The 1,363-nt window shown below is 58.3% G+C and carries 1 protein-coding gene and 2 pseudogenes; 2 read left to right on the forward strand and 1 reads right to left on the reverse strand.

Going from position 1 to position 1,363, the window contains the following annotated elements; all coding sequences use genetic code 11:
* Together NW819_RS09690 and NW819_RS09695 are read left to right on the forward strand one after the other, a co-directional pair.
* A pseudogene (locus tag NW819_RS09690) lies at positions 1–266 on the forward strand (ABC transporter ATP-binding protein); the annotation flags it as partial.
* A gap of 76 nt (positions 267–342) precedes the next feature.
* Positions 343–1,116, forward strand: a complete 774-nt coding sequence (locus tag NW819_RS09695) for an ABC transporter permease (protein ID WP_414356055.1) — start codon at positions 343–345, stop codon at positions 1,114–1,116.
* A 37-nt stretch (positions 1,117–1,153) separates the two neighbouring features.
* Here NW819_RS09695 and NW819_RS09700 read toward each other — a convergent pair.
* Positions 1,154–1,363: pseudogene (locus tag NW819_RS09700) on the reverse strand (alanine dehydrogenase); the annotation flags it as partial.

The following is a 1,363-nucleotide window of genomic DNA, read 5'->3' on the forward strand; positions in this document are numbered from 1 at the left end:
TGGATGCCTTTACCCGCGAGGATATGTGGGAAATGTTGCAACGGCTGTGGCTGCGCACCGGCTGCACCGCCATTTTGATCACTCACGATTTGCGGGAGGCGGTTTTCCTCTCCGATACCATTTATGTGATGGGGCCACGGCCTAGCGAGATCATCTTTTCCCTCAAAGTGGATCTGCCCCGTCCACGCCCGCTGGAGATCTGCCTGACGGACGAGTTTCACCGCTTGGTCTCGGAAGTGCGCCGGCACATTCGGCGCAGCTATTAGGCCAAAGAGCCCTTGATCCAAAAAATCTGGAAAGGTTTGCTGGACAGGTTACCGCGCATTTCTGCCGAGGGATCCCATGAAAAAATCATTTGACCGATTTTTGCAGACCCAAACGGCTTCTGTGGTCTTGCCCGCTGTCACCATCGTTTTGACCCTTGTGCTCTGGCAGGTGGGGGTGGGGCTGTTCAACGTTCCTCGCTTCATTCTGCCGGCGCCCACCCAGATCCTGGCAGCCATGAACCAGTGGAGCCCGGTGATTCTGCGTCACTCCCTAACCACCCTCACTTCGACGCTGCTGGCCTTTGCGCTGGCTTTGGTGGGGGGGATATTGCTGGGATCGATCATCGGCAGCTCCCGCCTGGCCCATCTGTGTTTGTACCCGCTGCTGGTGGGGTTTAACACCATCCCGAAGGTGGCTTTGGTGCCGCTGCTGGCGATTTGGTTTGGCTTGGGCCTGATCCCGGCGGTGATCACGGCCTTTTTGCTGGCCTTTTTCCCCATTGCAGTCAATGTGGCGGTGGGGCTGGAGACGGTGGAAGCCGAGATGCGAGATGTGCTGCGCTCGCTGGGGGCCAGCTCTTGGGAGATTTTCACCAAGGTGGGGCTACCCCACAGCATGCCCTACCTGTTTGCCTCGTTGAAGGTGGCCATCTCCTTTGCTTTTGTCGGCTCGGTGATCTCGGAGACGGTGGCTTCTAACCAGGGGCTGGGCTACCTGATCGTGTCGGCCAGCTCTTCTTTTGATGTGCCTTTGGCCTTTGCGGGTTTGGTTGCCCTCGGCATTATGGGCATTTTGCTCTACACCTTTTTTGCGGCTTTGGAGCGCTATGTCCTGTCCTGGCGACAGTAGCATCTGCTCCAGGGGATCCCACCGATGCCTGAACAAGCTAGCCCAAATCTGGAAAAGTGGCCCGCACTGCCGGGTGGACGATCTTTCCTGCCCTGATGTTGAGCCCTTTGGCCAAGGCCGGGTCTTGTTCCAAAGCAGCGGGCAAGCCGAGATTGGCCAGCTTGAGGATGTAGGGGAGTGTGGCGTTGACCAGCGCTTGGGTCGAAGTCCAGGGAACGGCTCCGGGCATGTTGGGAACGCCGTAGTG

This window comes from Synechococcus sp. R8-2 (assembly GCF_047461715.1).
Classification (GTDB): domain Bacteria; phylum Cyanobacteriota; class Cyanobacteriia; order Thermostichales; family Thermostichaceae; genus Thermostichus.

Bases quoted from the DNA above. Each gene is read 5' to 3' on its own strand.
- NW819_RS09695 (WP_414356055.1), top strand. From the start codon at position 343: ATGAAAAAATCATTTGACCGATTTTTGCAGACCCAAACGGCTTCTGTG.